The sequence below is a fragment of the Acetobacter sacchari genome, assembly GCF_017377715.1.
Taxonomy (GTDB): Bacteria; Pseudomonadota; Alphaproteobacteria; order Acetobacterales; family Acetobacteraceae; genus Acetobacter; species Acetobacter sacchari.
This window is the reverse complement of record NZ_JAFVMF010000009.1, coordinates 99,997-124,130: the sequence shown is the minus strand read 5'-3', so window position 1 is coordinate 124,130 and position 24,134 is coordinate 99,997. Positions and strand designations below refer to the sequence as shown.

The following is a 24,134-nucleotide window of genomic DNA, read 5'->3' as shown; positions in this document are numbered from 1 at the left end:
CGCCCGTTCGTCTGTGGCGGTCTGTGTGAACGGATCGTCAGGCGCGGCGCCTTTTGGGGCGCTCCGCGCAGGCGAAGCGCGGATGGCGGCCGCGCGGCTGGTGTGAATTACGGCCGGACCGTCCGGCCGCCGGTGGTTGCGGGTATGCAGCTACGGGCGGCCGGATGGTCCGACGGCAGGGACGGGGCAGTAAAGACATGAACGCAATCTCGAAATCGTTCACAGGGCGCAAGCGGATACGCAAGAGCTTCGGGAAAATCCCCGAAATCGCCCCGATGCCTAACCTTATCGACGTGCAGCGCGCGTCCTACGAAGCCTTCCTGCAGGCGAACGTCTCGCCTGATGCGCGCACCCAGACGGGTCTGCAGGAAGTTTTCCGCTCGGTTTTCCCGATCAATGACTTCGCCGGTCGTGGGCGTCTCGAGTTCGTGCATTACGAATTTGAAGAGCCGAAATACGACGTCGAGGAATGCATCCAGCGTGGCCTGACCTTCGCCGCGCCGCTGAAGGTCATTCTCCGTCTGATCGTCTGGGACGTTGACGAGGACACCGGTTCGCGCTCGATCCGCGACATCAAGGAGCAGCCCGTTTACATGGGCGACATGCCCCTGATGACGGATAACGGCACCTTCATCATCAACGGCACAGAACGCGTCATCGTCAGCCAGATGCACCGTTCGCCCGGCGTGTTCTTCGATCACGACAAGGGCAAGACGCACTCGTCCGGCAAGTATCTGTTCACGGCTCGCGTGATCCCCTATCGCGGTTCGTGGCTCGACTTCGAATTCGACGCGAAGGACCTGATCTACGTCCGCATCGACCGCAAGCGTAAGCTGCCGGTGACGACGCTGCTGTACGCCCTTGAAGGCGTGCACTCCGAAGCCGCGCGCGCAAAGAAGCTGGAAGAGGGCGGCGACGTCGACTCGCTGGATATCCGTGGCATGGACGCGGATGAAATTCTCGGCTTCTTCTACGGCACGGTGACTTTCGCCAAGACCCCGAAGGGTTGGGCGCGCCCGTTCGACCCCGAGGCGTTCCGTGGACAGAAGCTGCTTTCGGACCTGGTTGACGCCGAGTCCGGCGAAGTCGTCGCCACCGCCGACACGAAGCTGACCGCTCGCTCTGTCCGCAAGATCGCCGAGACGACGAAGGAAGTGCTGGTCGGCGAGGCTGATCTGCTCGGCCGTTTCATTGCGCATGACATCGTCAACATGCAGACGGGCGAGATCTACGGCGAAGCCGGTGAAGAGCTGACGGAAGCCCGTCTGGCGGCGCTGGAGGAGGCTGGCCTTACCGAGCTGCCGACGCTCGCCGTCGACTCGGCCAATGGCCCGTGGATTCGCAACACGCTTACGGTCGACAAGAACGGCAGTCGCGACGAGGCGCTGATCGACATCTACCGCGTCATGCGCCCCGGCGAGCCGCCGACCGCCGAGACGGCGGAAGCGATGTTCCGTGGCCTGTTCTTTGATCCCGACCGTTACGACCTGTCGGCTGTTGGCCGCGTGAAGATGAACATGCGTCTGGGCGTCGATTGCCCGGACACGGTTCGCGTGCTTCGCAAGGAAGACATCCTTCGCTCCATCAAGATGATGTGCGACCTGAAGGACGGTCGCGGCCAGATCGACGACATCGACAACCTCGGCAACCGTCGTGTGCGGTCGGTCGGCGAACTGATGGAGAACCAGTACCGCGTCGGCCTGCTCCGCATGGAGCGCGCCATCCGCGAACGCATGGGCTCGGTCGATATCGACACTGTCATGCCGCACGACCTGATCAACGCGAAGCCGGCCGCAGCCGCTGTGCGTGAGTTCTTCGGCTCGTCGCAGCTCAGCCAGTTCATGGACCAGACCAACCCGCTTTCCGAAGTGACGCACAAGCGTCGTCTCTCGGCGCTTGGCCCGGGCGGTCTGACGCGTGAGCGCGCGGGCTTCGAGGTCCGTGACGTGCATCCGACCCATTACGGCCGTATTTGCCCGATCGAGACGCCGGAAGGTCCGAACATCGGTCTGATCAACTCGCTGGCGACGTACGCGAAGGTGAACAAGTACGGGTTCATCGAAACCCCGTACCGCCTGGTGAAGGACGGCGTCCTTCAGGATGGCTGGAAATATCTTTCCGCCATGGAGGAAGAGCGCCTCATCGTCGCGCAGGCTGACGCCAAGCAGGACGCCGAAGGTAAGCTGACCTCGGAGCTCGTTTCCGTGCGTCGTGGCGGCGACTTCCGTCTGGTGCCGCCAACCGACGTCACGGCCTGCGACGTCTCGCCGAAGCAGCTTGTGTCCGTCGCCGCCGCGCTGATTCCGTTCCTTGAGAACGATGACGCCAACCGCGCACTGATGGGCTCGAACATGCAGCGTCAGGCGGTGCCGCTGGTCCGCTCCGACGCGCCGCTGGTCGGCACGGGCATGGAAGCGGCGGTCGCGCACGACTCTGGCGCCACCATCGTTGCCCGCCGTGCCGGTATCGTCGATCAGATCGACGGCGCGCGTATCGTGGTGCGCGCAACGGGCGACACGGGTTCGACGCAGGGCGTGGACATCTATCGTCTGCGTAAGTACTCGCGCTCCAACCAGTCCACCTGCATCAACCAGCGTCCGCTGGTGCGCGTGGGCGATCAGGTCGCCGCCGGGGACATCATCGCCGACGGTCCGTCGACGGAGCTGGGTGAACTGGCTCTCGGCCGCAACGTGCTCGTCGCGTTCATGCCGTGGAACGGTTACAACTTCGAAGATTCGATCCTCATCTCCGAACGTATCGCCCGTGATGACGTGTTCACCTCGATCCACATCGAGGAATTCGAAGTCATGGCCCGCGACACGAAGCTGGGTCAGGAAGAAATCACGCGCGACATCCCGAATGTCGGTGAAGAAGCCCTGCGCAGCCTTGACGAGGCGGGCATCGTCTATGTCGGCGCGGAAGTGAACCCTGGCGACATTCTGGTCGGCAAGGTCACGCCGAAGGGCGAGAGCCCGATGACGCCGGAAGAGAAGCTTCTGCGCGCTATCTTCGGCGAGAAGGCGTCCGACGTGCGCGACACGTCGCTGCGTCTGCCGCCCGGCACGACCGGCACGATCGTCGACGTTCGCGTCTTCTCCCGCCGCGGCGTCGACAAGGACGAGCGTGCGATGGCGATCGAGCGCGCAGAAATTGAGCGTCTGGCGAAGGACCGCGACGACGAGCGCGGCATTCAGGAGCGTTCGTTCTACAACCGTCTGCGTGAGCGTCTGCTCGACCAGACTGCGGGAACGGGCTTCAAGGGCATCAAGTCCGGCACGGTCATCACGGAAGAAGTTCTCGCCGAGGTGCCTCGTGGCGCATGGCGCAACGTTTCCGTGGCCGATGACGCCGTCGTCGCCGAACTGGAGACCCTGCGTCGTGAGTTCGACGCGTCGGTGCAGAAGATTCAGGCGCGTTTCGACAGCAAGGTCGAGAAACTGCAGCGCGGCGACGAACTGCCTCCCGGCGTGATGAAGATGGTCAAGGTGTTCGTCGCGGTGAAGCGCAAGCTACAGCCGGGCGACAAGATGGCCGGTCGCCACGGAAACAAGGGCGTCGTCTCTCGCGTGGTGCCTGTCGAGGACATGCCGTTCCTTGAAGACGGAACCTCGGTCGATCTGGTGTTGAACCCGCTCGGCGTGCCGTCACGCATGAACGTCGGTCAGATTCTCGAGACCCATCTGGGCTGGGCCTGCGCCAACATCGGTCGCGGCATCGGCGATCTGGTGGATGAGTATCAGCGCACGGGCGAGAAGAAGCAGGCGCTTCTCGACGAGCTGAAGGACGTCTACGGCGAGAAAGTCTACGAAGACGATATCGCCACGATGAACCACGATCAGCTGGTCGAGCTGGCCGGGAACCTCCGCAAGGGCGTGCCGATCGCGACGCCGGTGTTCGACGGCGCGTCGATCCCCGACATCGAGGCGATGCTGACCAAGGCGGGTGTGGACAAGTCGGGTCAATCCCAGCTCATCGACGGCCGCACTGGCGAGCCGTTCGAGCGCAAGACGACCGTCGGCTACATCTACATGCTGAAGCTGCATCACTTGGTCGACGACAAGATCCATGCTCGTTCGATCGGTCCGTACTCGCTCGTCACCCAGCAGCCGCTGGGCGGTAAGGCGCAGTTCGGTGGACAGCGCTTCGGAGAGATGGAGGTTTGGGCGCTTGAGGCTTACGGCGCCGCCTACACGCTGCAGGAAATGCTGACCGTGAAGTCCGACGACGTGTCCGGCCGAACCAAGGTTTACGAGTCGATCGTGCGCGAGCAGGACGATTTCGAGGCAGGCATCCCGGAGAGCTTCAACGTTCTGATCAAGGAACTGAAGTCGCTCGGGCTGAACGTCGATCTGGAAAGCGGCGAAAAGTGATATCGCGGCGGGGGATTGTCCCGCCTTCGGGAGGACAGTCCTCCCGGTTCCGGCTTGTTTTTAATGAATTGGGGGCAGGGCGTAGCACCCTGTCAGGCGCGGGTTTCCCCCGCGCTTTTCCCGTCCTGGAGGTTTTCGGCGCATGAATGAACTCATGAAGATCCTTGGCCAGACCGGCCAGGCCGCCACATTCGATCAGATCAAGATTCAGCTCGCGTCCAGCGAGCAGATACGGTCCTGGTCGTACGGCGAGATCAAGAAGCCCGAGACGATCAATTATCGGACGTTCAAGCCGGAGCGCGACGGTCTGTTCTGCGCGCGCATATTTGGCCCGATCAAGGATTACGAGTGCCTGTGCGGCAAGTACAAGCGGATGAAGTTCCGCGGCATCATCTGCGAAAAGTGCGGCGTTGAAGTCACGCTTGCGAAGGTGCGTCGCGAGCGTATGGGCCACATCCAGCTCGCAAGCCCTGTCGCCCATATCTGGTTCCTGAAGTCTCTGCCGAGCCGCATCGGCCTGATGGTCGATCTGACGCTGAAGGATCTGGAAAAGATCCTGTATTTCGAAAACTACGTCGTTCTTGAGCCCGGCACGTCGCCGCTCAAGCAGTACAGCCTGCTGAGCGAGGACCAGTATCTGGATGTGCTTGACGAGCACGCGGAAGACGGCATCGAGATCGGCATCGGCGCGGAAGCGATCAAGAAGGTCCTTGAGCGCATCGACTGCGACGCCGAGAAGGTGAAGCTGCGTCAGGACCTCAAGGAGACGACCTCCGAGGCGAAGCGCAAGAAGCTGGTCAAGCGCCTGAAGCTGATCGAGGCGTTCTCTGAAAGCGGCTGCAAGCCGGAATGGATGATCCTGGACCTCGTGCCGGTCATTCCGCCGGAACTGCGTCCGCTGGTTCCGCTCGACGGCGGTCGTTTTGCGACGTCCGACCTGAACGACCTGTATCGCCGCGTCATCAACCGTAACAACCGTCTGAAGCGGCTCATGGAGCTGCGCGCGCCGGACATCATCGTCCGCAACGAAAAGCGCATGCTGCAGGAAGCCGTTGACGCGCTGTTCGACAACGGTCGCCGTGGCCGCGCCATCACGGGCGCCAACAAGCGCCCGCTGAAGTCGCTGTCCGACATGCTGAAAGGCAAGCAGGGCCGCTTCCGTCAGAACCTTCTCGGCAAGCGCGTCGACTACTCTGGCCGTTCGGTCATCGTGGTCGGCCCTGAGCTGAAGCTGCACCAGTGCGGCCTGCCGAAGAAGATGGCGCTCGAGTTGTTTAAGCCGTTCATCTATTCGAAGCTCGAGAAATACGGCCACGCGACGACCATCAAGGCCGCGAAGCGGATGGTGGAGAAAGAGCGTCCGGAAGTCTGGGATATCCTTGAAGAGGTTATCCGCGAGCATCCGGTCATGTTGAACCGTGCGCCGACGCTCCACCGTCTTGGCATTCAGGCGTTCGAGCCGATCCTCGTCGAGGGCAAGGCGATCCAGCTTCATCCGCTGGTCTGCACCGCCTTCAACGCGGATTTCGACGGCGATCAGATGGCCGTTCACGTGCCGCTGTCGCTGGAAGCGCAGCTTGAAGCGCGTGTGCTGATGATGTCGACTAACAACATCCTCAGCCCCGCGAACGGCAAGCCGATCATCGTGCCGTCGCAGGACATCGTGCTGGGCCTGTACTACCTCAGCCTGGAGACGCCGGAATTCGCGGCGACCCCGGACCGCAGCGAGTACGATCCGACGACCGGCAAGCTGACGAAGCAGGGCGCGTCCGCGTTCGGCGAGGTTGGCGAGGTCGAGTACGCCCTGACGGCTGGCGCGCTGAAGCTGCACGACAAGATCCGCACGCGTTTCGAGACAGTCGACGCGGACGGCAAGCCTGTCACCCAGAACGTCGTTACGACGCCGGGTCGCATGCTGATTGCGCAGATCCTGCCGAAGAACGCGATGATCCCGTTCTCGCTGATCAACAAGCAGCTGACGAAGAAGAACGTGTCGGACGTGATCGACGCGGTTTATCGTCACTGCGGTCAGAAAGAAGCGGTGATTTTCTGCGACCGGATGATGGCTCTCGGGTTCCGTCACGCGGCTAAGGCCGGCATTTCCTTCGGCAAGGATGACATGATCATCCCCGCCGAGAAGAAAGAGCTGGTCGATCGTACCGCCGCCGAGGTGAAGGAGTTCGAGCAGCAGTATCAGGACGGTCTGATCACGGCTGGCGAGCGTTACAACAAGGTGGTCGATGCGTGGTCGCGCTGCACGGACGAAGTGCAGGCCGCGATGACGAAGGAGATTTCGAAGGCCGAGATCGGCACGCCGATCAACTCGGTGTGGATGATGAGCCATTCCGGCGCCCGTGGGTCGCCGGCCCAGATGAAGCAGCTCGCAGGTATGCGCGGTCTGATGGCCAAGCCTTCGGGCGAGATCATCGAGCAGCCGATCATCGCGAACTTCAAGGAAGGTCTCTCGGTTCTCGATTACTTCACGTCCACCCACGGCGCCCGCAAGGGCCTCGCGGACACGGCTCTGAAGACCGCGAACTCGGGATATCTGACGCGTCGTCTGGTTGACGTGGCGCAGGACTGCATCATCGTCGAGAACGATTGTGGCACCGAGCGCGGCTTGACCGTGCGCGCTGTGATGGACGGCGGCGAAATCGTCTCATCGCTTTCCGAGCGCATCCTCGGGCGTACGCTTGCGGCTGACGTCGTGAACCCGGCGACGGGTGAGCTGGTGTTCAATCGCAACCATCTCGTCGACGAGGCTGACGCTGAGGCGATCGAGAAGGCGGGCGTCGAGACGGTGCAGATTCGCTCGGTTCTGACCTGCGATAGCCGCGTCGGCGTCTGTGGCCACTGCTATGGCCGCGATCTGGCTCGCGGCACGCCAGTCAATATTGGTGAGGCTGTCGGTGTTATCGCGGCGCAGTCCATCGGCGAGCCCGGCACGCAGCTGACGATGCGCACCTTCCACATCGGCGGCGCCGCGCAGCGTGGCGCGGAGCAGTCGATGGTCGAGGCGTCGCGTGACGGCAAGGTGATCATCCGCAACCGCAACGTGGTTCACAACAGCCAGAACGTGCCGATCGTCATGTCGCGTAACTGCGAAATTCTTCTGACGGACGACACCGGAGCAGAGCGTGCACGGTACCGTGTGCCTTACGGCGCCCGGTTGCTGATCGACGATGGCCAGGCGGTGACGCGCAACCAGAAGATGGCTGAGTGGGACCCCTACACCCTGCCGATCATCACCGAGAAGGCTGGTAAGGTTGAGTATCTCGACCTGATCGACTCCATCACGCTCGTCGAGCGTATGGACGAGGTGACCGGCCTGACGTCCAAGGTGGTGGTCGATTACAAGCAGGCGTCCAAGGGCGTTGATCTGCGGCCGCGTCTGCAGCTCAAGGACTCGAACAACGAGGTCATCAAGCTCGATAATGGCAACGATGCTCGCTACTTCCTGTCGCCGGACTCGCTGCTCTCGGTCGAGAACGGCGCGACGGTCCATGCAGGTGACGTGCTGGCGCGTATCCCGCGCGAAGGTTCCAAGACTCGCGACATTACCGGCGGTCTGCCGCGCGTGGCTGAACTGTTCGAGGCCCGTCGTCCGAAGGATCACGCGATCATCGCCGAAAACGAAGGTCGGGTGGAGTTCGGCAAGGACTACAAGTCGAAGCGTCGCATCATCGTGAAGAATGATGAGACAGGCGAAGAGACTGATTACCTGGTGCCGAAGGGCAAGCACGTGTCCGTGCAGGAGGGCGACTTCGTCCAGAAGGGCGATCCGCTGGTTGATGGTCCGCGTGTGCCCCACGACATTCTGAAGGTCATGGGCGTCGAGGCGCTGTCCGACTATCTCGTGAACGAGATTCAGGACGTGTACCGACTGCAGGGCGTGAAGATCAACGACAAGCACATCGAGGTGATCGTTCGCCAGATGCTGCAGAAGGTCGAGATTCTCGAACCCGGCGACACGACCTATCTGATCGGTGAGACGGTGGACCGAATCGAGTTCGAGACGGAGAACACCAAGCGTCTCAACGAGGGCGATCGTCCGGCGCTGGCGATGCCGGTGCTGCAGGGCATCACGAAGGCTTCTCTGCAGACCCAGTCGTTCATCTCCGCAGCGTCCTTCCAGGAGACGACTCGCGTGCTGACCGAAGCGGCCACGGCCGGAAAGGTCGATTCGCTGAACGGTCTCAAGGAGAACGTGATTGTGGGCCGCCTGATCCCGGCGGGCACGGGCAGCGTGATGAACAAGCTGCGCGCCGTTGCGGCCCGTCAGGACCGTCAACGCCTCGGGCAGGGCACGGAAGCGGCGGAATAAGCTGCCGTCCCTCTTGTAACTGGAGAAGGCCGGGGCTCGTCCCCGGCCTTTTTCATTAAAAGTCTGTTTTTCCGCCATGCGCTGCCGATTTTACTGGCGAAAGACGCTCATTAACGGTAAGAGCGCGGCAGTTCGTTGCGTTACGACCGAACGGCCCCTTTCTTCAGGGCGCATGTCAGAGTTTCGCAACAGGGAAATCGGCCGCGAATCGGGTGACTCTGCTTGACTCACGTCGCCAGCGACCGTAGGTTCCGCGCCCTCGGCTCCCCGTATTCCGAATGCTTTTCGGGCGTGGTTGCTGAATGTAGCAGAGCAAGCATGTGGCGCCGCACGTCCCGATTGGGGTGGGCCAAGGCCGGATGCAAACATAGGCTCCTCGGGCGTTCGCGCCTGAAGGAGTTCGTTTTGAATGACAGTCGGCAACCGGAAGGAAGGTTGGCCGGCCGAACTGTGTAAGGATCGGGAAGGGCGCATGCCGACCATCAACCAGCTGATCGCCAAGGGGCGCGAGCCCGCGGCCAAGCGCAACAAGGTGCCGGCCCTCCAGGGTTGCCCTCAGAAGCGCGGTGTCTGCACCCGCGTCTATACGACCACTCCGAAGAAGCCGAACTCGGCGCTGCGTAAGGTCGCCAAGGTGCGTCTGACGAACGGCTACGAGGTGGTGAGCTACATTCCGGGTGAAGGTCACAACCTTCAGGAGCATAGCGTCGTCCTTATCCGCGGCGGCCGCGTGAAGGATCTTCCGGGCGTGCGTTACCACATCCTGCGCGGCGTGCTCGATACGCAGGGCATCGCAAAGCGTCGTCAACGCCGTTCGCTGTACGGCGCGAAGCGTCCGAAGTAAGAGGAATATCGAGGCATGAGTCGCCGTCACCGCGCTGTAAAGCGCGAGATCCTTCCCGATCCGAAGTTCGGAGACATCGTGATCACGCGTTTCATGAACGCGCTGATGTACGATGGAAAGAAATCCACCGCCGAAGGCATCGTCTACGGCGCGCTCGAGACGATGCGTCGTCGCGGCGGCGCGTCTGCCGATCCTGTGGTCATGTTCCACAGCGCTCTGGACAACGTGAAGCCGGCCGTTGAGGTCCGTTCGCGCCGCGTTGGCGGTGCTACGTATCAGGTTCCGGTCGAAGTCCGGGCCGAGCGCCGTCAGGCGCTGGCGATCCGCTGGCTGATCGACGCTTCGCGCAAGCGCGGCGAAAACACGATGCAGGACCGCTTGTCCAACGAGCTGCTTGATGCTGTGAACAATCGCGGCGCCGCAGTGAAGAAGCGGGAAGACACGCACCGCATGGCGGAAGCGAACAAGGCCTTCAGTCACTACCGCTGGTAACTGACGGTTTTTCCTTCCTTGCGCCGCTGGTCGTGGCGCCGGACTACAGAGTAAACAACCGCATCCCGCAGATTTGCGGGTAACGGAGAGAGACGATGGCAAAGGCTAAATTCGAGCGTAACAAGCCGCACTGCAATATCGGCACGATCGGTCACGTCGACCACGGCAAGACCTCGCTGACTGCGGCTATCACCAAGACGCTGGCGAAGACCGGCGGCGCCGTTTTCAAGGCGTATGACCAGATCGACGCAGCGCCGGAAGAGCGCGCTCGCGGCATCACGATCTCGACGGCGCACGTTGAGTACGAGACTGCAGCGCGTCACTACGCTCACGTCGACTGCCCCGGCCACGCCGACTACGTGAAGAACATGATCACCGGCGCGGCGCAGATGGACGGCGCGATCCTGGTTGTGTCCGCAGCTGACGGCCCGATGCCGCAGACCCGTGAGCACATCCTGCTCGCTCGTCAGGTCGGCGTGCCGGCTCTGGTCGTGTTCCTGAACAAGGTCGATCAGGTTGACGATCCGGAGCTGCTTGAGCTGGTCGAGATGGAAGTGCGTGAGCTTCTTTCGTCCTACCAGTTCCCGGGCGACGATATCCCCATCGTCAAGGGTTCGGCTCTGGTCACCCTTGAAGATGGCGACGCGACGATCGGTGAAGATCGCGTTCTCGAGCTGATGACGCAGGTTGACGCCTACATCCCGCAGCCGGAGCGTCCGATCGATCGTCCGTTCCTGATGCCGATCGAAGACGTGTTCTCGATCTCGGGTCGTGGCACCGTCGTCACCGGCCGCGTCGAGCGCGGCGTCGTCAACACCGGCGACGAAGTCGAGATCGTTGGTCTGAAGGCCACCGTGAAGACGACCGTTACGGGTGTTGAGATGTTCCGCAAGCTGCTCGACCGCGGAGAGGCTGGCGACAACATCGGTGCGCTGCTGCGTGGCACGAAGCGTGAAGACGTGGAGCGTGGTCAAGTTCTGGCGAAGCCGGGCTCGATCACCCCGCACAAGAAGTTCAAGGCTGAGGCCTACATCCTGACGAAGGAAGAAGGCGGTCGTCACACGCCGTTCTTCACCAACTATCGTCCGCAGTTCTATTTCCGGACGACGGACGTCACGGGTGTTGTGCAGCTGCCGGAAGGCACCGAGATGGTGATGCCGGGCGACAACATCGCCATGGATGTCGAGCTGATCGCTCCGATCGCCATGGACGAAGGCCTGCGCTTCGCTATCCGCGAAGGCGGTCGCACTGTCGGCGCTGGCGTGGTGGCCTCCATCACCGAGTAATCGGGGCAGGCGCCCCAACGGGCCCTGAACTGAGTGGCCCCGGTCGGAGCGATCCGGCCGGGGTCTTACTTGGCGGCGGGAAATTTACGGGCAGACCCCGGCCGGTTGCTTACCTGGGCCGGACGAGAAAGTTGGACTGAACAAGACGATGGACAACCAGAACATCCGCATTCGCCTGAAGGCGTACGATCACCGCGTGCTCGACAACAGCACGAAGGAAATCGTCAACACGGCGAAGCGTACGGGTGCGCGGGTTCGGGGTCCTATCCCGCTGCCGACGCATATCGAACGGTTCACTGTGAACCGCTCACCCCACGTGGACAAGAAAAGCCGCGAGCAGTTCGAAATTCGGACTCATCGCCGGCTGCTCGACATTGTCGAGCCGACCCCGCAGACCGTGGACGCCCTCATGAAGCTCGACCTCGCCGCTGGCGTAGATGTCGAGATCAAACTCTAAGGTCCAGACGATGCGCACCGGATTGATCGCAAGAAAGCTGGGTATGACCCGGCTATTCAAGGAAGACGGGACACACGTCCCGGTCACTGTCCTGCACCTCGATGAGTTGCAGGTGGTTGAGTCGAAGACGATCGAGCGCGACGGGTACACCGCCGTGCAGCTCGGCCTCGGCAACGCCAAGGTAAAGAACGTCTCGCAGCCGAACCGTGGCCATTATGCCCGCGTGAAGGTCGAGCCCAAGAAGGTCGTGCGCGAATTCCGCGTCGACGCTGACGCCGTGCTTGAGTCAGGCGCACGCATTCTCGCTTCCCACTTCGTGGTGGGGCAGAAGGTTGACGTGACCGGCACCAGCAAGGGCAAGGGCTTCGCTGGCGCCATGAAGCGCTGGAACTTCCGCGGCCTTGAAGCCACACACGGCGTGTCCGTCTCTCACCGTTCTCATGGTTCTACCGGTAACCGTCAGGATCCCGGCAAGACCTTCAAGAACAAGAAGATGGCCGGTCACCTCGGTGACGAGCGCATTACGACGTTGAACCTTGAAGTGGCGGCGGTCGATCCGGAAAAGAACCTGCTGATGATTCGTGGTTCGATCCCGGGCGCCAAGAACGGACTGGTTATGGTCCGCGACGCGATCAAGAAGGCCCGTCATGCCGAGGCGCCGTATCCGGCAGCCCTCGCGACGGCGGAGGGCTGAGGACCATGGAACTCGACATCAAGACGCTCGATAACGGCAGCGCTGGCACAGCGACCCTGCCGGACGAGATTTTCGCAACCGCTCCCCGCGCCGACATTATGGCGCGCGTGGTTCACTGGCAGCTGGCCAAGCGCCGCGCCGGCACCCACAAGGTGAAGGGCATGGGCGAAGTCTCCGGCACGACCAAGAAGCCCTACAAGCAGAAGGGCACCGGCTCGGCTCGTCAGGGTTCGCTTCGTGCGCCGCAGTTCCGCACCGGCGGCGCCGTTCATGGTCCGGTCGTGCGCGATCACGGTTATGATCTGCCGAAGAAGGTTCGCCGCCTCGGTCTGATCTCCGCTCTGTCGCAGAAGGCGAAGGACGGCAAGCTGATCGTTCTCGACTCGACGGATGGCGTCAGCAAGACGGCCGAATTGGCTGCGAAGCTGAAGGTTCTCGGTTGGTCGTCGGCGCTCATCGTGGATGGCGCGTCGATCAACGAGGCGTTTGGTCGCGCTGCGCGCAACCTGCCGAAGATCGACGTCCTGCCGACCATCGGCGCGAACGTCTATGACATTCTCAACCACGACGTTCTGGCGATCACCCGCGCCGGCGTTGAGGGCCTGAAGGAGCGCCTGGCATGACCAACGTGCTTGCGATCCGCAAGAAAGCGGAGCGGATGTCCAAGGAGGCGATGTTCGACATCGTCCGGGCTCCGTTGATCACGGAAAAGGCGACTGCGCTCTCCGAGAAGAACCAGATGGTCTTCAAGGTTGCGCTGTCCGCGACGAAGCCGGAAATCAAGGCTGCGGTCGAGGGCCTGTTCGGCGTGAAGGTTCTGGGCGTGAACACGCTGGTCCAGAAAGGTAAGGCGAAGCGCTTCAAGGGTCGCCCCGGACAGCGCTCCGACATCAAGAAGGCGTTCGTGCAGCTCGCGGAAGGTCAGTCCATCGACCTGACCGCGAAGCTGGCGTGACGCGGGGTATCGACACATGGCACTGAAGCACTTTAGTCCCGTCACGCCGAGCCTTCGTGGCACGGTTCTGATTGATCGGTCCGACCTTTGGAAGGGCAAGCCGGTCAAGCAGTTGACCGAAGGCAAGAACAAATCGGGCGGCCGTAACAATCATGGCCGTACGACGTCTTTCTTCCGTGGCGGTGGACACAAGCAGTCTTATCGTTTCGTCGACTTCAAGCGTCGCAAGTTCGACGTCGTCGGCACGGTTGAGCGTCTGGAATATGACCCGAACCGCACCGCGTTCATCGCACTGATCAAGTACGAAGACGGTGAGCTGGCATATATTCTGGCCCCGCAGCGTCTGAAGGTTGGCGACCAGATCGTCGCTGGCGCGCGTGTGGACATCAAGCCAGGTAACGCGATGCCGCTGTCGGCCATTCCGGTCGGCACCATCGTGCACAACATCGAGCTGAAGCAGGGCGCCGGCGGCAAGCTGGCTCGCGCTGCGGGCACGTATGCGCAGCTGGTCGGCAAGGACGCCGGTTACGCGCAGATCAAGCTGCAGTCAGGCGAACTCCGCGTCGTACGTGGCGAATGTCTGGCGACGGTCGGCGCCGTGTCCAATCCGGACAACATGAACCAGCACATTGGTAAGGCGGGTCGCGCTCGCTGGCTGGGACGTCGTCCGCACAACCGTGGCGTCGTCATGAACCCGGTCGATCACCCGCATGGTGGTGGCGAAGGCCGCACCTCGGGCGGTCGTCATCCGGTTACGCCGTGGGGCAAGCCGACGAAGGGTTACAAGACCAGGGTCAACAAGCGTACGGACAGTCTGATCATCCGTCGCCGGAAGACCGGCAAGTAAGGGGCAATAAGAGATGGCACGTTCCGTCTGGAAAGGCCCGTTCGTGGACGGGTATCTACTGAATAAAGCCGACGCATCGCGCGCGTCCGGTCGTAACGAAGTGATCAAGATCTGGTCGCGTCGTTCCACGATCCTGCCGCAGTTCGTGGGGCTGACCTTCGGTGTTTATAATGGTCACAAGTTCCTGCCCGTGCAGGTGACGGAGAATATGGTCGGGCACAAGTTCGGCGAATTCTCTCCGACACGTACGTTCCATGGGCATGGCGCGGACAAGAAGTCGAAGAGGGGCTGAGATGAGCAAGCCAAAGCAACCTCGTCGACTGAGCGAGACAGAAGCGCAGGCGATTACGCGGAACATCCGCGTCAGCCCACGCAAGCTCAATCTCGTCGCTGGTCTGATTCGCAACAAGCCTGCTTCGCAGGCTGTCGCGACCCTTACCTTCTCGAAGCGTCGCATCGCCCAGCAGGTCAAGAAGACCCTGGAGAGCGCGATTGCAAACGCGGAGAACAACCACCAGCTCGACGTCGATCAGCTGGTGGTCAAGACCGCCGACGTCGGCAAGTCGATCGTCATGCGGCGCTTTCACGCCCGCGGTCGTGGTCGTTCGGCGCGTATCGAGAAGTTCTTCAGCCACCTGACGATCGTCGTGGCCGAGCGTGCGCCCGAGCCCGAGATCACCAAGGAAGAGAAGGCGGCCTGAGATGGGACATAAGGTCAATCCGGTCGGGCTTCGGCTCGGCATCAACCGCACCTGGGACAGCCGCTGGTACGCCGATGCGGACTACTCCCGTCTGCTGCACGACGATCTGAAGCTGCGTGCGTTTCTGCGCCGCAAGCTGGCTGGCGCAGGCGTTTCCCGCGTTGTGATCGAGCGCCCGGCGAAGAAGCCGCGCGTGACGATCTACGCGGCGCGTCCCGGCGTGGTCATCGGCAAGAAGGGTCAGGACATCGACGCGCTCCGCAAGGAGCTGACGAAGATGGCGAAGACGGACGTTGCGCTGAACATCGTCGAGATTCGCAAGCCCGAGATCGACGCGACCCTGGTCGCCGAGAACATCGCGCAGCAGCTCGAGCGTCGCGTCGCTTTCCGCCGCGCCATGAAGCGCGCGGTCCAGTCGGCGATGCGTCTCGGCGCGCAGGGCATCCGGATCAATTGCTCCGGACGTCTTGGCGGCGCTGAAATCGCTCGCATCGAGTGGTATCGCGAGGGGCGGGTGCCGTTGCACACGCTTCGCGCCGATATCGATTACGGGACCGCGACGGCGAAAACGACGTACGGCACCTGCGGCGTGAAGGTCTGGATTTTCAAGGGCGAAATCCTGGCTCACGACCCGCTGGCGCAGGACCGTCGCGCCGCCGAGCAGGCGCCGCAGCGCTGAGGGATAGACGACAATGCTTTCTCCCAAGCGGACTAAATTCCGCAAGGCCCACAAGGGCCGCATTCATGGTCTCGCCAAAGGCGGCACTCTGCTGAACTTCGGCGCCTATGGTCTGAAGGCGCTGGAGCCGGAGCGGATCACCGCTCGGCAGATCGAAGCGTCGCGCCGCGCCATCACGCGTGCGATGAAACGTGCCGGTCGGGTGTGGATTCGTATTTTTCCGGACCTTCCGGTCTCGACAAAGCCCGCCGAAGTGCGTATGGGCTCCGGCAAGGGATCTCCGGAATACTGGGTGGCCCGTGTGAAACCGGGTCGTATCCTGTTCGAGATCGAAGGCGTTCCGCCGGAAGTCGCGCGTGAAGCGCTGGCTCTCGGCGCGGCGAAGCTGCCGATCAAGACGAAGTTTGTGACCCGCATCGGGGAGGCGTGAGATGAGCAAGGCGCTCAAGCCGGCTGATCTGCGTGCGAAGTCCGTTGATGAGTTGCAGACGCTTCTTCTCGATCTGAAGCGCGAGCAATTCAATCTGCGGTTTCAGCAGGCGACCGGTCAGAACGAAGGGGTGAGCCGCGCGCGTACAGTGCGCCGCGACATCGCCCGCATTAAGACGATCGCGGCGCAAGCCGCGGCGAAGACTGTCGCGGGAGCCACTGCTTCTGCGGCTAAATCCTAAGGGGTCCGGCAATGCCGAAGCGCATCCTGAGCGGGCGCGTGACCAGCGACAAGATGGACAAGACGATCACCGTTCTTGTCGATCGTCGCGTCATGCATCCGCTTTATAAGAAGTTCATCCGTCGGTCGAAGAAGTATGCGGCCCACGATGAGCTCAACGAGTGCAAGATTGGCGATTCGGTCCGCATCGAAGAGTGCGCGCCGATCTCCAAGCGCAAGACCTGGACTGTGATTTCCCGCAACGGCGAGACCGTTGGCGAAGTCCAGTCCGGCGCTGTTGCGTAAGAGGGGTAAAGACCAATGATCCATCCCGAGACCAACCTTGAGGTCGCCGACAATTCCGGCGCCCGTCAGGTGCAGTGCATTAAGGTGCTGGGCGGCTCCAAGCGGAAGTCCGCCTCGGTCGGCGACGTGATCGTCGTTTCCGTCAAGGAAGCGATTCCCCGTGGTAAGGTAAAGAAGGGTGACGTCCATCAGGCCGTCATCGTTCGTACGTCTTACCCGGTGCGTCGTGCCGACGGCAGCGCGATCCGGTTCGACCGGAACGCGGCCGTGCTGATCAACAAGCAGCAGGAGCCGATTGGCACGCGTATCTTTGGCCCGGTCGTTCGTGAACTGCGCGCACGCAAGTTCATGAAGATCATCTCTCTGGCGCCGGAGGTGCTGTAATGGCTGCTCGCATCAGAAAGGGCGACACTGTCGTCGTGACGACCGGCTCCTCCAAAGGAACGCGTGGAGAAGTTCTCTCCGTGTTTCCTGCTGAGAACAAGGCGGTCGTGCGTGGCGTTGCTGTGGCGAAGCACCACAAGAAAGCCACCCGCATGGGCGAAGAAGGCGGGATCATCGCGCGTGAAGCCGCTGTTGACCTGTCCAACCTGGCCTTGATCGATCCGAAGAGCGACAAGGCGACGAAGGTCGGCTTCCGCGTTCTGGACGGCGGTCGCAAGGTTCGCGTCGCGAAGGCGACCGGCGAAGTGATCGAGGGCTGAGGAGGTAGACATGTCAGAGACAACGGATACTCGCCAGCTCCCGCGTATGCGGACGCGCTACGAGAACGAAATCGCTGCGAAGCTGCGTGAACAGTTTGGCTACAAGAACGTCATGCAGATTCCCCGCCTTGAGAAGATCGTTCTCAACATGGGCGTTGGCGAAGCTGCGGGCGATCAGAAGAAGCTGGACACGGCGCTCGCCGAGATGATGCTCATTGCTGGGCAACGTCCTGTGAAGACTGTCGCCAAGAAGGCGATCGCGGGTTTCAAGATTCGCGAAGGTCTGCCGATCGGTTGTAAGGTCACGCTGCGCAGCGCGCGGATGTACGAGTTCCTCGATCGTCTCGTGACGATCGCGATGCCGCGCATCCGCGACTTCCGCGGGCTGCCTGCGAACAAGGGTTTCGATGGTCGTGGAAACTTCGCGATGGGCTTGAAAGAGCAGATCGTGTTCCCCGAAATCGAATACGACAAAGTCGACCAGGTTCGTGGCATGGACATCATCTTCGTGACGACCGCGAAGACGGATGCGGAAGCCAAGGCGCTTCTGAAGGCGTTCGATCTGCCGTTCGCGGCGTAAGACGCGCGAGGCGAGCATGCTCCGCGGACGATCGCGTCTGCGGGGCTTTCGTTTTCGTCCTCCGGTCTGCGCCGGTGGGATGAAGAACTAAAAGTTTTTGGAAAACCGCTGGAATGGTCCAGCAGGTTCCGGAGGGTAGAATCAGGCATGGCCAAGATCTCCGCCGTCACTCGCAACGCCAAGCGCGCCCGTATGGCGCAGCGCGACAAGGCTAAGCGTATGGCTCTGAAAAATATCGTGATGGACCGCTCTCTGCCGGTTGAGGATCGCTTTGACGCGTCACTCAAGCTCGCTGAGCTTCCTCGTAATGGTTCGCGCGTTCGCGTGCGCCTTCGCTGCAAACTGACTGGTCGTTCGCGCGGTAACTACCGCAAGTTCGAACTGTGCCGTATCGCTCTGCGTGATCTGGCGTCGAATGGTCAGATTCCTGGCGTGGTCAAGGCGAGCTGGTAAGGGCGGGCTATGTCACTTTCTGATCCTTTGGGTGATATGCTCACCCGTATCCGCAACGCGCAGCGCGCTCGTCATGCTGCGTGCGTGGCTCCTGCGTCGAAGCTCCGCGCCAGCGTTCTCGAGGCTCTGAAGCGCGAAGGTTACATTCGCGGCTTCGCGGTGGAAGAGGTCCGCAAGGGCATCTCTCAGATCCGTATTGAGCTGAAATATACCGATGGCGATCCGGTCATCAAGGAGATCCACCGCGTGTCCCGTCCGGGTCGGCGCGTGTACTCCAAGATCAAGGAACTGCCGCGCGTTTATGCCGGTCTCGGCGTGTCGATTCTGTCGACCCCGCGTGGCGTGTTGTCCGATGCAGAGGCTCGCGCCGCCAATGTTGGCGGCGAAGTTCTCTGCCGCGTGTTCTGAGGAGGGATAGATGTCGCGTGTAGGCAAATATCCCGTCGACGTCCCAGCGGGCGTCACCGTCTCGATCGCCAACGGCGTTCTGACGGCCAAGGGCAAGCTCGGAGAGTTGAAGCTTCCCCTGTCCAAGCATGTCGAGACCACGGTCGACGATGGCAAGGTCACGGTGAAGCCGCTGGGTTCGGTGGCGCATGCTCGCATGATGTGGGGCACCACCCGTGCGCTCGTCGCGACGATGGTGAAGGGCGTTTCCGAGGGTTTCTCCAAGACCCTGGAAATTACCGGCACCGGTTATCGCGCCGCCGTGCAGGGTTCCAATCTGGTCCTGAACCTCGGTTACTCTCACGACGTGGTCTATCCGATTCCTGCGGGCATCAAGATCACCACGCCGCGTCCGACTGCGGTGGTGGTCGAGGGCATCGACAAGCAGCGTGTTGGCCAGGTCGCACTGGACATCCGCAGCTATCGCAAGCCAGAGCCGTATAAGGGCAAGGGCGTCCGCTACGACACCGAGACCATTCGTCGCAAGGAAGGCAAGAAGAAGTAATGAGCACGCAACAGGATCTGCGGGAGCGTCGCCGTCAGCGTCTGCGCTTCCAGCTCCGCCGCAAGGCCGGCGGACGTCCGCGCCTGTCGGTGTTTCGTTCAGGCAAGAACATCTACGCCCAGGTGATCGACGACGCTGCTGGCCGCACGCTGGCCGCCGCGTCTTCGCTGGACAAGGACATTCGTTCGGACGACGCCACGGGCGCGAACCGCGAAGCCGCTTCTGCCGTTGGCAAGCTCGTGGCGCAGCGCGCTCTTGCGGCCGGCGTGACTCAGGTCGTCTTCGACCGCGGCTCGTATCTGTATCATGGGCGCGTCAAGGCGCTGGCGGAGGCTGCCCGCGAGGGCGGTCTCTCCTTCTAAGAGAGGGGACACGTAATGGCACGTGAACCGAGAGACGGCGGTAGAGGCCGGGAGCGCGAGCGGGAGCGCGAGGGCGACGATCTGATCGACAAGCTCGTCACCATCAACCGCGTCGCAAAAGTTGTTAAGGGCGGTCGCCGCTTTGCCTTCGCTGCGCTGGTTGTCGTTGGCGACCAGAAAGGCCGCGTCGGTTATGGCGCTGGCAAGGCGCGTGAAGTGCCTGAGGCGATCCGTAAGGCGACTGAACGGGCCAAGCGCGGTATGATCCGCGTGCCGATGAAGGAGGGGCGTACGCTCCACCACGACGCGGCTGGTCATTTCGGCGCTGGTAAGGTGATCCTTCGTTCGGCGGAAGCCGGAACGGGAATCATCGCTGGTGGTCCGATGCGCGCTGTTTTCGAGAGCCTTGGCATTCACGACGTGGTCGCCAAGTCCCTTGGGACCCGTAACCCGCATAACATGGTCAAGGCCACGTTTGCGGCTCTTGAGCGTTGCGCGAGCCCTCGCGCTGTGGCGAACCGTCGCGGCAAGAAGGTTTCGGACATTCTCGGCAAGCGCGAGCAGGCTGTGGAGGGCGCAGATGCCTGATACAAAAACTGTCCGCGTGACGCAGATTGCGTCGGGTAACGGTCGCAAGCCCGGCCAGCAGGCGACGCTGGTTGGTCTCGGCCTGAACAAGATCGGCCGCACGCGCGAACTCCAGGACACCCCGTCCGTTCGTGGCATGCTGCGCAAGGTAGCCCACCTGGTGAAGGTGGAGGACTGACATGAATCTCAATGAGCTTCGTGATAACGATGGTGCGCGTTATCGCAAAAAGCGTCTCGGGCGCGGCATCGGGTCCGGTAAGGGCAAGACGTCGGGTAAGGGCGTAAAAGGTCAGAAGGCGCGTGAAGGCGTGTCGCTGAACGGCTTCGAGGGTGGTCAGCTTCCGCTGTATCGTCGTATGCCGAAGCGCGGATTCAAGAACATCTTCCGCAAGGAATATGCTCCGGTGAATCTCGCTGCGATCGAGAAGGCCATTACTGATGGCAAGCTCGACGCCGGCTCGGTGAATGAGGAGGCCCTGCGTAAGGCGGGCCTCGTCGGCACCGGCAAGTATGCAGGCGTGCGCCTGCTGGGCGTTGGCGAACTTACACGTGCCGTCACTATTGAGGTGGCTGGCGCTTCCGCCACGGCTATCGCTGCGGTGGAGAAGGCTGGCGGTTCTGTGAAGACCACGGTTGCCCCTAAGAAAGCTGCTGAGGCAGCATCGTAAGCCGTAGACGAAATTAAGGGACGCTCGACGAACGTGCGAACGTCCCTTATGACCTATTTCGGCTTTGCAGACGGAAACGTCTGCCGTGACAGCGTCCCGCTTTGCGGCGGCGCTGTTTTTTGTGAAAGGACAGGCGCATGGCTTCCGCGGCCGAACAGCTGGCAGCCAACTTCAACCTGGGATCGTTCGCGAAGGCGACCGAGCTTAAAAAGCGGATCTGGTTCACCCTTGGCGCGCTGATCATTTATCGACTCGGCACCTACATCCCGGTGCCGGGTGTCGACGCGACGGTTATGGGACAGCTTCTTGCCCAACATCAGGGCGGCATACTGGGCATGTTCGACATGTTCAGCGGCGGCGCTCTTGGCCGTATGACGGTCTTCGCGCTCAATATCATGCCGTATATCTCGGCGTCGATTATCGTGCAGCTGATGTCGACCGCGATTCCTTCTCTGGAGTCTCTCAAGAAAGAGGGCGAGCAGGGTCGAAAAAAGCTGAACCAGTACACACGCTATCTGACGGTCGCCATCGCGCTGTTTCAGGCATACGGCATCGCCATAGGTCTTGAGCGGATGAGCAGTCAGGCCGGATCGGCTGTGGTTAATCCTGGCTCATTTTTCATTCTCTCCTGCGTTGTGACGCTGGTCGGCGGCACGATGTTCCTTATGTGGCTCGGCGAACAGATTACATCGCGGGGAGTCGGTAATGGAATCTCGCTGATCATCTTCGCGGGCATCGTTGCGAATCTCCCGCACGCGTTGGCGAGCCTGTTCCAGCTTGGTTACACCGGCGCGCTTTCACCGTTTTTCGTGTTGGTGTTTCTGGTGCTCGCTGCAGCCACGATCACCTTCATTGTGTTCATGGAGCAGGCGCAACGCCGCGTCGTGATCCAGTATCCCAAGCGGCAGATGGGCAACCGCATGTTCGGCGGCGAGTCGACGCACATGCCTCTGAAGGTGAACACTGCGGGCGTGATCCCACCAATTTTCGCTTCTTCAGTGCTTCTGATCCCGGTGACGATTGCGGGCTTCATGAACGGCAAAGCCATGCCAGGTTGGCTGTCCTTCCTCGGGCAGCAGCTTGGGCAGGGACAGCCGCTTTACATGGCGTTCTACGCAGCGATGATCCTGTTCTTCTCCTACTTCTATGCTGCGGTGACATTTAACCCGGAAGAGACGGCGGATAATCTGCGTAAGCAGGGCGGCTTCATTCCCGGTATCAAGCCGGGTGCGTCGACGGCGACATACTTCGATCGGATTCTGACGAGGCTGACGACGATCGGAGCGCTGTATCTGGTGGCTGTCTGTCTGCTGCCGCAGATATTGATCAGCCACTACAACGTTCCGTTCTATTTTGGCGGCACGAGTCTCATCATCATCGTTTCCGTGACGATCGATACCGTGACGCAGGTACAGTCTCACCTGGTGGCGCACCAATATCAGGGGTTGATTCAGCGTAGCCGGCGCGGTGGGCAGAACCGGAGGATTATTCGTCGATGAACATCATCTTTCTTGGACCGCCTGGCGCCGGCAAAGGAACACAGTCGAAGCGTCTGGAGATTCGTTACGGCATCTCCCAGATTTCGACCGGCGACATGCTGCGCGCCGAGGTGAAGGCGGGTTCTGACATCGGGCGTGAAGCCAAGGCGCTGATGGATGCGGGGAAGCTTGTGTCCGACTCGATGATCGTAGCGATGCTTGAGGCGCGAATCCGGCAGCCCGACTGCGAGAAAGGTTTTATTCTCGACGGTTTTCCTCGGACGGTCGCGCAGGCTGAAGCGCTTGATGACATGCTTGCCCGTCTGCAGAGCAAGATCGATGTCGTTCTGGTGCTCCAGGTTGACGAAGAGGCGCTGGCGGATCGAATCGCGGGGCGGTTCTCGTGCGCGAAATGCGGTGCGAGCTACAACGATGCGTCGAATCCGACGCGTGAGCCCGGCGTCTGCGATATCTGCGGCTCACATGAGTTCGTGAGACGCGCGGATGACAACAGGGAGACAGTCACGTCTCGCCTGGCGTCCTATCGTCGCGAGACCATGCCGCTGCTGCCGTATTACGAGGCGAGCACCCGTGTGGCGTTTGTAGACGGGATGGCTCCGATCGATGGCGTGAGCGCGCAGATCGACGGGATCATGACTGAAGTGGAGAAGATCACGCAAAAGTGATCTGTTTTCGTTGACTCGTAGTCGCCGGTCGGTCTATTGCGCGCGCTCTAGACCGCATGGCCGCCTCTCGCGGCATTCACTGGCGGCAATCTGATTATCATACGCTTGCGCGGGACGCAGGCGGACAGGAGTGTGTGGCGTGGCGCGTATTGCCGGCGTGAATATCCCGACCAACAAGCGTGTTGTGATCGGTCTTCAGTATATCTACGGGATCGGACAGACGAAGGCTGAGCAGATCTGCAAGACCCTCGGTCTTCCGGACGCCAAGCGCGTCAACGAACTGAGCGACGACGAAATCTCGAAGCTGCGTGAGCTGATTGACGCAGACTACCGCGTCGAAGGCGACCTTCGTCGTGAAGTTGCGATGAACATCAAGCGTCTGATGGATCTCGGCTGCTATCGCGGCCTGCGGCATCGTCGCGGGCTTCCGGTTCGCGGTCAGCGGACCCACACCAATGCGCGTACGCGTAAGGGTAAGGCGGTTGCGATCGCCGGTAAGAAGAAGGTCACGCGCTAAGGTCGCGGCCCGGTTCGCCGGGCGCCTTTTGGAAATTGTGCGGCCTTGGCGGATTTCGTCAGGGCGCGTCCGGGGTTTTCCCGTGACGGTAGAGAGAAGCAGGACGAAGAAACATGGCGAAGGCCGCCGCTCCGCGTATCCGCAAAAAAGAGCGCAAGAACATTATCTCGGGCGTGGCGCATGTGCTCTCCACGTTCAACAACACCATGATCACGATCTCCGACGCGCAGGGCAACGCCATCGCGTGGTCGTCGGCTGGCGCTCAGGGCTTCAAGGGCTCGCGTAAGTCGACCCCGTATGCGGCTCAGGTCGCTGCCGAGGACGCAGGCCGCAAGGCGCGCGAGCATGGCATGGAGACGCTGGACATCGAAGTATCCGGTCCTGGTTCGGGACGTGAGAGCGCGCTGCGGGCTCTGCAGGCGGTTGGTTTCTCCATCGCTTCGATCCGCGATCTGACGCCGGTGCCGCACAACGGTTGCCGCCCACGCAAGCGTCGTCGCGTCTGATCTTCACATGATGCGGGCGGCGGGGCGTGCGTCTCG

At 61.7% G+C, this 24,134-nt stretch carries 30 protein-coding genes; all 30 read left to right on the top strand.

Going from position 1 to position 24,134, the window contains the following annotated elements:
- Window positions 1–197 precede the first annotated feature (197 nt).
- The 30 genes from rpoB (at window position 198) to rpsK (ending at window position 24,098) form a co-directional block, all read left to right on the top strand.
- Window positions 198–4,370, top strand: coding sequence for a DNA-directed RNA polymerase subunit beta (gene rpoB / locus J2D73_RS09760; protein ID WP_207881374.1), 4,173 nt, complete (start codon window positions 198–200; stop codon window positions 4,368–4,370).
- A 142-nt stretch (window positions 4,371–4,512) separates the two neighbouring features.
- Window positions 4,513–8,694, top strand: coding sequence for a DNA-directed RNA polymerase subunit beta' (gene rpoC, locus J2D73_RS09755; protein WP_207881373.1), 4,182 nt, complete (start codon window positions 4,513–4,515; stop codon window positions 8,692–8,694).
- 472 nt (window positions 8,695–9,166) lie between these two features.
- The gene (rpsL, locus tag J2D73_RS09750; RefSeq protein ID WP_003621118.1) at window positions 9,167–9,538 is read left to right on the top strand and encodes a 30S ribosomal protein S12; all 372 of its coding nucleotides are present in this window, start codon (window positions 9,167–9,169) and stop codon (window positions 9,536–9,538) included.
- 15 nt (window positions 9,539–9,553) lie between these two features.
- Window positions 9,554–10,030, top strand: coding sequence for a 30S ribosomal protein S7 (rpsG, locus tag J2D73_RS09745; protein WP_026397246.1), 477 nt, complete (start codon window positions 9,554–9,556; stop codon window positions 10,028–10,030).
- A gap of 95 nt (window positions 10,031–10,125) precedes the next feature.
- Entirely contained in the window at window positions 10,126–11,316 is a 1,191-nt protein-coding gene (gene tuf / locus J2D73_RS09740) for an elongation factor Tu (protein WP_026397247.1), read from the top strand.
- A 148-nt stretch (window positions 11,317–11,464) separates the two neighbouring features.
- Window positions 11,465–11,773 (top strand): 30S ribosomal protein S10, encoded by a 309-nt coding sequence (gene rpsJ, locus J2D73_RS09735; RefSeq protein ID WP_007282720.1) that lies wholly within the window; start codon window positions 11,465–11,467, stop codon window positions 11,771–11,773.
- Window positions 11,774–11,783: 10 nt separating this feature from the next.
- Complete coding sequence (gene rplC, locus J2D73_RS09730; protein WP_026397248.1) at window positions 11,784–12,467, top strand: 50S ribosomal protein L3; 684 nt, start codon at window positions 11,784–11,786, stop codon at window positions 12,465–12,467.
- 5 nt (window positions 12,468–12,472) lie between these two features.
- Window positions 12,473–13,090, top strand: coding sequence for a 50S ribosomal protein L4 (rplD, locus tag J2D73_RS09725; RefSeq protein WP_207881372.1), 618 nt, complete (start codon window positions 12,473–12,475; stop codon window positions 13,088–13,090).
- 35 nt (window positions 13,091–13,125) lie between these two features.
- On the top strand, window positions 13,126–13,422 hold the full coding sequence (locus J2D73_RS09720; RefSeq protein WP_174766886.1) for a 50S ribosomal protein L23: 297 nt from the start codon (window positions 13,126–13,128) through the stop codon (window positions 13,420–13,422).
- Between the two features lie 16 nt (window positions 13,423–13,438).
- The gene (gene rplB / locus J2D73_RS09715; RefSeq protein ID WP_026397251.1) at window positions 13,439–14,269 is read left to right on the top strand and encodes a 50S ribosomal protein L2; all 831 of its coding nucleotides are present in this window, start codon (window positions 13,439–13,441) and stop codon (window positions 14,267–14,269) included.
- A gap of 13 nt (window positions 14,270–14,282) precedes the next feature.
- Complete coding sequence (gene rpsS, locus J2D73_RS09710; protein WP_026397252.1) at window positions 14,283–14,561, top strand: 30S ribosomal protein S19; 279 nt, start codon at window positions 14,283–14,285, stop codon at window positions 14,559–14,561.
- 1 nt (window position 14,562) lies between these two features.
- Entirely contained in the window at window positions 14,563–14,970 is a 408-nt protein-coding gene (gene rplV / locus J2D73_RS09705; protein WP_207881371.1) for a 50S ribosomal protein L22, read from the top strand.
- A gap of 1 nt (window position 14,971) precedes the next feature.
- Entirely contained in the window at window positions 14,972–15,649 is a 678-nt protein-coding gene (gene rpsC, locus J2D73_RS09700) for a 30S ribosomal protein S3 (protein ID WP_026397254.1), read from the top strand.
- A gap of 13 nt (window positions 15,650–15,662) precedes the next feature.
- Window positions 15,663–16,079, top strand: a complete 417-nt coding sequence (gene rplP, locus J2D73_RS09695) for a 50S ribosomal protein L16 (RefSeq protein WP_026397255.1) — start codon at window positions 15,663–15,665, stop codon at window positions 16,077–16,079.
- Between the two features lies 1 nt (window position 16,080).
- Window positions 16,081–16,320 carry a 50S ribosomal protein L29 gene (gene rpmC / locus J2D73_RS09690; protein WP_207881370.1) on the top strand — a complete coding sequence of 80 codons (240 nt, stop codon included), beginning with the start codon at window positions 16,081–16,083 and terminating at the stop codon, window positions 16,318–16,320.
- Window positions 16,321–16,331: 11 nt separating this feature from the next.
- Window positions 16,332–16,604, top strand: a complete 273-nt coding sequence (rpsQ, locus tag J2D73_RS09685; RefSeq protein ID WP_026397257.1) for a 30S ribosomal protein S17 — start codon at window positions 16,332–16,334, stop codon at window positions 16,602–16,604.
- A 15-nt stretch (window positions 16,605–16,619) separates the two neighbouring features.
- A complete protein-coding gene (gene rplN, locus J2D73_RS09680) occupies window positions 16,620–16,988 on the top strand; it encodes a 50S ribosomal protein L14 (RefSeq protein WP_010666045.1) in 369 nt (122 codons plus the stop codon).
- Window positions 16,988–17,308: a 50S ribosomal protein L24 gene (gene rplX / locus J2D73_RS09675; protein ID WP_207881369.1), complete on the top strand. Its 321-nt coding sequence runs from the start codon at window positions 16,988–16,990 to the stop codon at window positions 17,306–17,308. The genes rplN and rplX overlap by 1 nt, the downstream gene beginning before the upstream one ends.
- 10 nt (window positions 17,309–17,318) lie before the next feature.
- Complete coding sequence (gene rplE / locus J2D73_RS09670; protein WP_207881368.1) at window positions 17,319–17,888, top strand: 50S ribosomal protein L5; 570 nt, start codon at window positions 17,319–17,321, stop codon at window positions 17,886–17,888.
- Window positions 17,889–18,035: 147 nt separating this feature from the next.
- The gene (gene rpsN, locus J2D73_RS09665; protein WP_026397260.1) at window positions 18,036–18,341 is read left to right on the top strand and encodes a 30S ribosomal protein S14; all 306 of its coding nucleotides are present in this window, start codon (window positions 18,036–18,038) and stop codon (window positions 18,339–18,341) included.
- Window positions 18,342–18,350: 9 nt separating this feature from the next.
- The gene (gene rpsH, locus J2D73_RS09660) at window positions 18,351–18,749 is read left to right on the top strand and encodes a 30S ribosomal protein S8 (protein WP_026397261.1); all 399 of its coding nucleotides are present in this window, start codon (window positions 18,351–18,353) and stop codon (window positions 18,747–18,749) included.
- Window positions 18,750–18,759: 10 nt separating this feature from the next.
- Window positions 18,760–19,293, top strand: a complete 534-nt coding sequence (gene rplF / locus J2D73_RS09655) for a 50S ribosomal protein L6 (RefSeq protein ID WP_207881367.1) — start codon at window positions 18,760–18,762, stop codon at window positions 19,291–19,293.
- Window positions 19,293–19,655, top strand: coding sequence for a 50S ribosomal protein L18 (gene rplR / locus J2D73_RS09650; protein ID WP_207881366.1), 363 nt, complete (start codon window positions 19,293–19,295; stop codon window positions 19,653–19,655). Before rplF ends, rplR begins: the two co-directional genes overlap by 1 nt.
- Before the next feature lie 15 nt (window positions 19,656–19,670).
- Window positions 19,671–20,243 carry a 30S ribosomal protein S5 gene (gene rpsE / locus J2D73_RS09645; protein WP_035376239.1) on the top strand — a complete coding sequence of 191 codons (573 nt, stop codon included), beginning with the start codon at window positions 19,671–19,673 and terminating at the stop codon, window positions 20,241–20,243.
- Window positions 20,236–20,421, top strand: a complete 186-nt coding sequence (rpmD, locus tag J2D73_RS09640) for a 50S ribosomal protein L30 (protein ID WP_207881365.1) — start codon at window positions 20,236–20,238, stop codon at window positions 20,419–20,421. The genes rpsE and rpmD overlap by 8 nt, the downstream gene beginning before the upstream one ends.
- Window position 20,422: 1 nt before the next feature.
- Window positions 20,423–20,911 carry a 50S ribosomal protein L15 gene (gene rplO / locus J2D73_RS09635; protein ID WP_026397266.1) on the top strand — a complete coding sequence of 163 codons (489 nt, stop codon included), beginning with the start codon at window positions 20,423–20,425 and terminating at the stop codon, window positions 20,909–20,911.
- Between the two features lie 137 nt (window positions 20,912–21,048).
- On the top strand, window positions 21,049–22,410 hold the full coding sequence (gene secY, locus J2D73_RS09630) for a preprotein translocase subunit SecY (RefSeq protein ID WP_207881364.1): 1,362 nt from the start codon (window positions 21,049–21,051) through the stop codon (window positions 22,408–22,410).
- Window positions 22,407–23,075: an adenylate kinase gene (locus J2D73_RS09625; protein ID WP_207881363.1), complete on the top strand. Its 669-nt coding sequence runs from the start codon at window positions 22,407–22,409 to the stop codon at window positions 23,073–23,075. The genes secY and J2D73_RS09625 overlap by 4 nt, the downstream gene beginning before the upstream one ends.
- A 139-nt stretch (window positions 23,076–23,214) precedes the next feature.
- Window positions 23,215–23,592, top strand: a complete 378-nt coding sequence (rpsM, locus tag J2D73_RS09620) for a 30S ribosomal protein S13 (RefSeq protein WP_026397269.1) — start codon at window positions 23,215–23,217, stop codon at window positions 23,590–23,592.
- A gap of 113 nt (window positions 23,593–23,705) precedes the next feature.
- Window positions 23,706–24,098 carry a 30S ribosomal protein S11 gene (gene rpsK, locus J2D73_RS09615; protein WP_026397270.1) on the top strand — a complete coding sequence of 131 codons (393 nt, stop codon included), beginning with the start codon at window positions 23,706–23,708 and terminating at the stop codon, window positions 24,096–24,098.
- Window positions 24,099–24,134 lie beyond the last annotated feature (36 nt).